10 protein-coding genes are annotated in these 8,409 nt (G+C 73.6%); 8 read left to right on the top strand and 2 right to left on the bottom strand.

All coding sequences use genetic code 11. The annotated features are described in order from the left end of the window. The first annotated feature begins 42 nt into the window (after positions 1–42). The 5 genes from H5J29_RS12960 (at position 43) to aroQ (ending at position 4,696) form a co-directional block, all read left to right on the top strand. Positions 43–885, top strand: coding sequence for a prepilin peptidase (locus tag H5J29_RS12960; protein ID WP_181781192.1), 843 nt, complete (start codon positions 43–45; stop codon positions 883–885). A 12-nt stretch (positions 886–897) separates the two neighbouring features. Then, on the top strand, positions 898–2,097 hold the full coding sequence (gene aroC, locus H5J29_RS12955) for a chorismate synthase (protein WP_181781191.1): 1,200 nt from the start codon (positions 898–900) through the stop codon (positions 2,095–2,097). A gap of 184 nt (positions 2,098–2,281) precedes the next feature. Beyond that, positions 2,282–2,920 carry a shikimate kinase gene (locus tag H5J29_RS12950; RefSeq protein ID WP_312858191.1) on the top strand — a complete coding sequence of 213 codons (639 nt, stop codon included), beginning with the start codon at positions 2,282–2,284 and terminating at the stop codon, positions 2,918–2,920. A gap of 259 nt (positions 2,921–3,179) precedes the next feature. Next, a complete protein-coding gene (gene aroB / locus H5J29_RS12945; RefSeq protein WP_181781189.1) occupies positions 3,180–4,271 on the top strand; it encodes a 3-dehydroquinate synthase in 1,092 nt (363 codons plus the stop codon). Then, the gene (gene aroQ / locus H5J29_RS12940) at positions 4,268–4,696 is read left to right on the top strand and encodes a type II 3-dehydroquinate dehydratase (RefSeq protein WP_181781188.1); all 429 of its coding nucleotides are present in this window, start codon (positions 4,268–4,270) and stop codon (positions 4,694–4,696) included. The genes aroB and aroQ overlap by 4 nt, the downstream gene beginning before the upstream one ends. Positions 4,697–4,810: 114 nt before the next feature. On the opposite strand, the gene H5J29_RS12935 is transcribed toward aroQ, so the two are convergent. Continuing rightward, positions 4,811–5,518, bottom strand: a complete 708-nt coding sequence (locus tag H5J29_RS12935; RefSeq protein WP_181781187.1) for an MBL fold metallo-hydrolase — start codon at positions 5,516–5,518, stop codon at positions 4,811–4,813. 23 nt (positions 5,519–5,541) lie between these two features. On the opposite strand from H5J29_RS12935, the gene H5J29_RS12930 reads away from it, so the two are divergent. From H5J29_RS12930 to nusB, 3 genes are all read left to right on the top strand, one after another. Continuing rightward, positions 5,542–6,627 carry a M24 family metallopeptidase gene (locus tag H5J29_RS12930; protein WP_181781186.1) on the top strand — a complete coding sequence of 362 codons (1,086 nt, stop codon included), beginning with the start codon at positions 5,542–5,544 and terminating at the stop codon, positions 6,625–6,627. Positions 6,628–6,758: 131 nt separating this feature from the next. Further along, the gene (gene efp / locus H5J29_RS12925; RefSeq protein ID WP_181781185.1) at positions 6,759–7,322 is read left to right on the top strand and encodes an elongation factor P; all 564 of its coding nucleotides are present in this window, start codon (positions 6,759–6,761) and stop codon (positions 7,320–7,322) included. A gap of 1 nt (position 7,323) precedes the next feature. Further along, entirely contained in the window at positions 7,324–7,743 is a 420-nt protein-coding gene (gene nusB / locus H5J29_RS12920; protein ID WP_181781184.1) for a transcription antitermination factor NusB, read from the top strand. Between the two features lie 59 nt (positions 7,744–7,802). Here nusB and H5J29_RS34310 read toward each other — a convergent pair. Beyond that, the coding region (locus tag H5J29_RS34310) for a helix-turn-helix transcriptional regulator (protein WP_220187338.1) at positions 7,803–8,409 on the bottom strand (607 nt) is incomplete at its 5' end.

Below are 8,409 nucleotides of genomic sequence, written 5' to 3'. Positions count from 1 at the left end.
CCTCCGTGGTGCGAGGTGGCGGTGGGCCTGCTCTGAGCCGCGGTGGCGGGTGGGGCGGCCGCCGGGCTCGTCCCCGTCGAGTGGGTGCCGCTGCTGCTCGGTGCGGCGTGGCTCGGTGTGGTGGCCGGGGTCGTCGACGTCCGGCACCACCGGCTCCCGGACGTCCTCACGCTCCCCGCATTCCCGACCGCTCTGGCGCTCGCCGTACCCCTCGGGTGGGGCGCCGCCGGTCGGGCGCTCGCGGGCGGGGCGGTGTTGGTCGCGGTGCACCTCGCGGTCCACGCCGTCTCGCCCGCGGCACTGGGGCTGGGGGACGTGAAGCTCGCCGCCACCGTGGGTGCGGTGCTCGCGGCGGACTCCTGGGCGGCTGTGCTGCTGGGCTGCGCGGTGACGGCGGTCTTCAGCGGGGTCCTCGGTGCGGTCCTCGGGATCCGCGCGCTGGTCCGGGTTCGTCGCACACAGCCGAACCAGGTCCGACGGCCGTGTGGCAGGCATGCGTGCTGGCGACAGTCCTGTGGGAGCCGGGTATCGGAGGGATGCCTGCGGGCTGCTGCGGCGCGGGATGAGGGCGCCGGGCGGCAAGTGCCGCACGCGGTCGACGGGTCGGCGGGTTTCCTGCCGGTCCGAGGGGCCGAGGCGGTGAGCAGGCCGGGCGGTGATGGCAGGCCGACGCGTGCGCCAGCCGGTGTCGACGACGCGGTGGAGGCACGTGCTCGCGACCCTGCTGCCGCGAGGTCGGAGCCTGCCCTCCCCACGCGGGCGACGGAACTGCCGCACGGTCCGTCGATGCTCGCGGCGGCGTGGCTGACGGCGTTCGCCGTGGCGGTGGGCGGCCGGCTGAGCAGTGGGCTGACCGGGGTCGTCGGGGTGGTGGGTGTGGGGTGAGAGAATCGCGGGGTGTTGCGTTGGATCACCGCCGGGGAGTCGCACGGCCCTGCGCTGGTCGCCGTGCTGGAAGGCATGGTCGCCGGCGTCGAGGTCACCACCAAGGAGCTGCAGGCCGAGCTGGCCCGCCGCAAGCTCGGCCACGGCCGGAGCCCGCGGATGGCCTTCGAGGCGGACGAGCTCGAGGTGATCGGAGGCATCCGGCACGGGATCACCCAGGGTGGCCCGGTGGCCGTCCGCATCGGCAACACCGAGTGGCCGAAGTGGGAGACCGTCATGGCGGCCGACCCGGTCGATCCGGAGCTCATCGCCAACCGGGCCCGCAACGCACCGCTGACCCGGCCGCGTCCCGGGCACGCCGACCTCGCGGGCATGACCAAGTACGGCTTCGACGAAGCCCGCCCGGTCCTCGAGCGCGCCAGTGCCCGGGAGACGGCGGCGAAGGTCGTCATGGGGACCGTCGCGAAGTCGTTCCTCGCCCAGGCGTTCGGGGTCGCCGTCGTGTCGCACGTCGTCGCGATCGGCGAGGTCGACGCCCCCGAGGGCGACCCGCGCCCCGGCCCCGGCGACCTGGAGCGGGTGGACGCGAGCCCGGTGCGGGCGCTGTCCGAGGCCACCGCCGAGCGCATGATGGCCGAGATCGACGCCGCACACGAAGCTGGGGACACCCTCGGCGGGGTCATCGAGGTGATCGCCTACGGGATGCCGGTCGGCGTCGGCTCCTACGTGCAGTCGGACCGCAGGCTCGACGCCAAGCTCGCCGGTGCCCTGATGGGCATCCAGGCGATGAAGGGCGTCGAGATCGGGGACGGCTTCCGCACGGCGCACCGCCGCGGCAGCGAGGCCCACGACGAGATGATCCCGGGCGACCCCGTGAAGCGGCTCTCGAACCGCGCGGGCGGCATCGAGGGCGGCATGACGAACGGCGAGCCGGTGCGGGTCCGCGTGGCGATGAAGCCGATCTCCACCGTCCCGCGCGCGCTCCGCACGATCGACACCAGCACGGGAGAGGAGGCCACGGCGATCCACCAGCGGTCCGACGCGTGCGCCGTCCCGCGCGCAGGTGTCGTCGCCGAGTCGATGGTCGCGCTCGTCCTGGCGGAGGCGGCACTGGAGAAGTTCGGCGGGGACTCGGTGGCCGAGACCCGGCGGAACGTGCAGGCCTACCGAGCGGCCGTCGCGGACCGGTTCCGGTACGGCACCGAGGCCTGACCGGCCCCGCACCCCGGTTCCACGGTGCGTCGCCGCCGATGTCGGTCACCTGGGCCGGTGATCGTCGTTTCCGGCCCATCGGCGCCGTATGCGGCCTGGACGGGTCGCGATCGGCGATCACGGGCCGTCGCGCTTCCGGGCGGCGCTGATCCGGGCTGGAAGCGGCGACGGATACGATCGGGCTGTGAGTGACACGACGAAGCCCCTGTTGGTCCTGGTCGGGCCGCCCGGGGCCGGGAAGAGCACGGTCGGCCGGGTTCTCGGCAGGCGGCTCGGCGTGGGCTTCACAGACGTCGACACCGTGATCGAGGAGCGGGTCGGCACCACGATCGCGGACATGTTCACCTCCCAGGGGGAACCGGCGTTCCGGGCGGTCGAGCGGCAGGTCGTCGCCGAGCTGCTCGGCACGGCGTGCGGCGTGCTGGCCTTGGGGGGTGGCTCGGTCCTCGCCGAGGACACCCGGGCGCTGCTGCGAGAGCACCGGGTCGTCTCGTTGCGGGTCGGTGTGGCCGACGGCATCCGGCGGACCGGCATGTCCACGGCGCGACCCCTGCTCGCGGGCGTGAACCCGCGGGCCACCTTCCGCGCCCTGCTGGAGGCCCGGGCTCCGCTCTACGCGGAGGTCGCGACGATCGAGGTCGACACGGTCAAGCGCAGCGCGAACCAGGTGGCCGCGGCCGTCCTGACCGGGCTCGACCTCGCTCCAGCAGCCGGTCAGGGCGCTGAGCCGGAGGAGCTCGAGCTCGCGGACCCGAACGACGCCGTCACCGCGTCCGACGCCGCCCCCTTGCCGGACCCCGTCTTCGGCCGCCCGGCACCCTGAGCTGTCGGGGGCCTCTCAGCCGGACCAGAACCCGGCCGACCGGCCCGCATCGGGCCTTGCACCCAGCAGGCGCATCACCACCGCGTCACCACCGCGTCACCACCGCGTCACCACCGCGTCACCACTGCGTCGCGAGCCGACCCCCACACCACTGCGCCCTGCACAGCGCCCCACGTCGGCCCATCGCCTGAGCGAGAGCGCCGACAGCGCCGTCGGACCACCCCGCCGCGCCCTGCTCCAGCCCGGTTAGGGTCGTCGCATGTCCGTGCCCTCCGCAGCCAGCACCATCCGCGTCACCGCCGAACGCCCGTACGACGTGATCGTCGGGCGCGGGGTCCGCGCGGGGCTGGGCTCGGTCGTGGCGGGGCTCGGCGCCGCGAAGGTGCTGCTCGTGCACCAGCCCGCGCTCACCCAGGCGGCCGAGACCGTGCGTCAGGACCTGGAGGCCGAGGGGCTGGAGGCCCACCGCATCGAGATCCCGGACGCCGAGGAGGGCAAGTCCCTCGCCGTCGCGGGCTTCTGCTGGGAGGTCTGCGGACAGGTCGGGCTGACCAGGCAGGACGTCGTCGTCGGGTTCGGCGGGGGAGCGGCGACGGACCTGGCCGGCTTCGTGGCGGCGACCTGGATGCGCGGGGTGAAGGTCGTGCACGTGCCGACCACCCTGCTCGCGATGGTCGACGCCGCGGTCGGCGGGAAGACCGGCATCAACACCGCGGCGGGCAAGAACCTCGTCGGCGCCTTCTACGAGCCGAGCGCGGTGCTCGTCGACCTCGCGACCCTCGAGACCCTGCCCGCAGCGGAGATCGCGGCGGGCATGGCGGAGGTGGTCAAGGCCGGGTTCATCGCGGACCCCGTGATCCTCGACCTCGTCGAACTGGATCCGCAGCGGGCCCTCGACCCCACCGGCGAGGTGCTCCCCGAGCTGGTGCGCCGGGCGATCCAGGTCAAGGCGGACGTCGTCGGTGCGGATCTGCGCGAGTCCCACCTGCGGGAGATCCTCAACTACGGCCACACCCTCGGGCACGCCATCGAGCGGCGCGAGGAGTACACGTGGCGGCACGGGGCGGCGGTGAGCGTCGGGCTGGTGTTCGCCGCGGAGCTCGCCCGCGCCGCAGGCAGGCTCGACGCGGAGACCGTGCAGCGACACCGCGCGATCCTCACCTCGATCGGCCTGCCCGTCTCGTACGAGGCGGGTGTGCTGCCCGAGCTCGTCGAGACGATGAAGGGCGACAAGAAGTCCCGCGCGGGCACCCTCCGGTTCGTGGTGCTCGACGGCCTCGCCAAGCCGGGGAGGCTGGAGGCGCCCGCCCCCGAGCTGCTCGAGCAGGCCTACGCGACGGTGACCGCATGACCCGCGTCCTGGTCCTCAACGGCCCCAACCTGAGCCGGCTCGGCCTCCGCGAGCCGGACGTGTACGGCCACACGACCTACGCCGACCTCGTCGCGCTCTGCGAGAAGGCGGGCACCGAGCTGGGTCTAGACGTCGAGGTCCGGCAGACCGACGCCGAGGCCGAGCTCCTCGGCTGGCTGCACGAGGCGGCCGACGCCGGCACCCCGGTCGTCCTCAACCCGGCGGCCTGGACCCACACCAGCGTCGCGGTGCGGGACGCCTGCGCGATGCTGACCGGCGGCCTCGTCGAGGTGCACATCAGCAACGTGCACCAGCGCGAGGAGTTCCGGCACCACAGCTACGTCAGCGCCGTGGCGACCGGCACGATCGTGGGGCTCGGCGTGCAGGGCTACGTCCTCGCCCTGCGCTTCCTCGCCACCCGTTAGCAAACGCGACCGGCCGGGCGGAGCCCGTGGCGGACCGCATCCCGGCCCGGGCGGACGACAAGCATCGGCCGCAGGACCCGTCGACCCACGATGTCGAGGCCTGCGGCAGCGGGATCAGTTGCCGAACGCGAGCACGAACTCCTCGGCGGAACGCGGCCGGAACACGACGTTGGTGCGCCGGACGTCGAGCAGCGGCGCGTGGGGGTCCTCGGAGTACCGGTGGCCCGGGTAGACCGTGGGGTTGCCCGCCAGGGACCCGAGCCGCTGCAGGCTCGCGTACATCGCCTCGACGTCCCCGCCCGGGAAGTCCGTGCGGCCGCAGCCCTGCAGGAACAGGGTGTCGCCCGCGACCAGCCTGCCGTCGACCAGGAAGCACTGGCTGCCGGGGGTGTGGCCGGGGGTGTGCAGCAGCCGGATCGGGATCCCGCCGACGGTGACGACCGAGTCGCCCTCGTGCAGCGTCAGGTCGCTCGGGGCGAGCCCGGTGACCTTCGCGACCCAGTCCGCCTCCACGCTCTGCACGTGCACCGGGACCTGCGCGCGCTCGAGCAGCCCGGTCAGCCCGTCGAGGTCGAACCCCATCATCTGGCCGCCGACGTGGTCCGGATGGTGGTGGGTGGCGAGCACACCGGTGAGCCGCATGTCGTCGGCGGCCAGGACGTCGAGCAGGTCGCCCGGCGCGTACGCCGGATCGACGACGACGGCCTCCCTGCTCTCGGTGTCCCCGATCAGGTAGGCGAAGTTGACCATCTGTGTGGCCACCCGGTCGCCCGCCGCGAAGTCCTGCCCGGACAGCAGCTGCTTGAAGTACAGCGCACCCATGCGCTCACCTTAGGCTGGGTCGCATGACGACCGCCGCCCGCCGTGAGCGTCTGCGCTCGCTGCTCCGCACCGCCGGGCTCGACGGCCTGCTGGTCACCGACCTCGTCAACGTGCGGTACCTGACGGGGTTCACCGGCTCGAACGGTGCGCTGCTGCTGGCCGCCGCGGACGACGCGCACAGCCGGTTCGGCACCGACAGCCGCTACACGATCCAGTCCGCCGCCGAGGTGCCGGACCTGGAGCCGGTGGTCGAGCGGTCGACGGCGCTCGCTCTGGCCGGGCTGGCCGCGGCCCTGGGCGTCCGCAGGCTCGGGTACGAGTCCGACGCGGTCACCGTCGACGCCCGCCGGGCGTTGGACGCCGCCACGGACGCGGAGCTCGTCAGGGCGCCCGGCCTCGTCGCCCGGCTCCGGGTGGTCAAGGACGACACCGAGATCGCCACCCTGCGCCGGGCGTGCGCGATCGCCGACACCGCCCTGACCGACCTGCTCGCCGCCGGTGGGGTCCGGGCGGGCCGCACCGAGCGGGAGATCGCACTGGACCTGGACTTCCGGATGCGCGGGCTGGGGGCCGACGGGCCCTCGTTCGACTCGATCGTCGCGGCCGGGGCGAACTCCGCGATCCCGCACCACTCGCCGACCGGCACCGCTGTGCAGCCCGGTGACCTGCTGAAGCTGGACTTCGGCGCGCTGGTGGCGGGCTATCACTCGGACATGACGCGCACGCTGGTGCTCGGCCGCGCCGCGGACTGGCAACGGGAGCTCTACGACCTCGTGCACCGTGCGCAGGCGGCGGGCTGTGCGGCGGTGGAGGCCGGGGTCCCGACGGCGGACGTCGACGCCGCGTCCCGAAACGTCATCGCGGCGGCGGGGCTGGGGGACCGGTTCCTGCACGGGCTGGGGCACGGCGTGGGACTGGTGATCCACGAGGCGCCTGCGCTGTCGGCGGCGTCGAAGGACGTGCTGGAGGCGGGGATGGCGGTGACCGTCGAGCCGGGCGTGTACCTGGCCGACCGCGGCGGCGTCCGGATCGAGGACACCCTCGTGGTCCGCGAGGGCGACCGGCCCGATCCGCTCACGGCCTTCCCCAAAGAGTTGCTCGAGGTGTAAGGGCGGTATCGTGGGTGGCGGCCCGCCGAGCGGGCCCACGAACCCCGCTGCGTGCGGTCGTACCGGTTCCCCGGCGGCAGGCGCGCGCGCTTCCGCCAGAGCGAACCGAGAACGACCGAGGAGTCCCGCACGTGGCCACCACGAACGACCTGAAGAACGGCCTGGTGCTCAACCTGGAGGGCCAGCTGTGGACCGTCCAGGCGTTCCAGCACGTCAAGCCCGGTAAGGGTGGCGCCTTCGTGCGCACCACGCTGAAGAACGTGATGACCGGGAAGGTCGTCGACAAGACGTTCAACGCCGGCACCAAGGTCGACACCGCCGTCGTCGACCGCCGGGACATGACCTTCCTGTACCGGGACGGCGCGGACTTCGTCTTCATGGACGGGGACACCTTCGACCAGCTCCCCATCCCGGAGCCGGTGGTCGGCGACTCCGCGAACTACCTGCTGGAGAACCAGGTCGCGCAGGTCAGCTTCCACGAGGACAGCCCGCTGTTCATCGAGCTGCCCACCTCGGTCGAGCTGGTCATCCAGCACACCGACCCCGGCCTGCAGGGCGACCGCTCCACCGGCGGCACCAAGCCCGCCACGCTGGAGACCGGCGCGGAGATCCAGGTCCCGCTGTTCCTGGAGACCGGCACCAAGGTCAAGGTCGACACCCGCGACGGCCGGTACCTCGGCCGCGTCAGCTCCTGACGTGCGGGCGCGGACCAAGGCCCGGAAACGCGCCCTCGACATCCTCTTCGAGTCCGAGGCGCGCGGCGCCGACCCGCTCGAGGTGCTGACCCACCGTCGGGAGACCGACGACGCCCCACCCGTGTCGGACTACGCGGCCATGCTCGTGCGCGGCGTCGTCGAGAACCGGGAGCGGATCGACCAGCTGCTGGCGGAGCACGCCGAGGGCTGGACGGTCTCGCGGATGCCCGCCGTGGACCGCACGCTGCTGCGGCTCGGGGTGTTCGAGCTGCTCTGGGTGGACGAGATCGACGACCCGGTGGCGATCACCGAGGCCGTCGAGCTGGCCCGGACGCTGTCCACGGACGACTCGCCGCGCTTCCTCAACGGCGTCCTCGGCCGCATCGCCGACATCGCCGAGCACCTGCGCGCCACCCTCTGACCACGAGCTCCGACCGCATCGTGGAGCCATAGCCGTCGTTCCACCCTCGAGAACGACAGTCATGGCTCCATGATGTGGGAGGTGGGGCGGGTGCGGGCGGCGGCCTCGGTGCGGTTGGCGGTGCCCGTCTTGCGCAGGATCGCGCGGACGTGGTTCGCCACGGTGTGCTCGCTGATGAACAGCCGCTCCGCGATCCGCCGGTTCGACAGCCCGGCCGCGACGTGGTCGAGCACCTCGCGTTCCCGCGGCGACAGCAGGTCGGGCTCGGGCGGCACTGGGGACGGGCGCAGCACCATCCCGATCGCGGAGGCGAGCTCCTCGGCGCGGGCCCGGTGCTCGGCGGCTCCCGTGGCGTCCCCGCGCCCGGCCACGACCGACGCCCGGTCGGCGAGCGCCTCGGCGGCCCAGAGTGGTGAGCGGCTCTGCTCGGCGAGGGCGAGTGCCGACCGGAAGCAGGCGTCCGCCTCGACGGGCCTGCCGACGAGCTCGGCGAGCCCCGCCCGCAGCCGGTCCGCGGGCCCGAAGCTGATGGTGAACGCGGCGGTGAGGTTGGTGCCCGCGAAGGGGCGCAACGCCGCGGCCAGCACCGCGGCGTGCTCGCGAGCCCCGGTGAGCACGCAGGCCTCGCCGAGGAACGCCAGGCAGGCGGGCCTTTGAGTGACCCGC

Source organism: Pseudonocardia pini, assembly GCF_013870575.1.
Classification (GTDB): domain Bacteria; phylum Actinomycetota; class Actinomycetes; order Mycobacteriales; family Pseudonocardiaceae; genus Pseudonocardia; species Pseudonocardia pini.
This window is presented reverse-complemented; position numbering and strand designations above follow the sequence as displayed.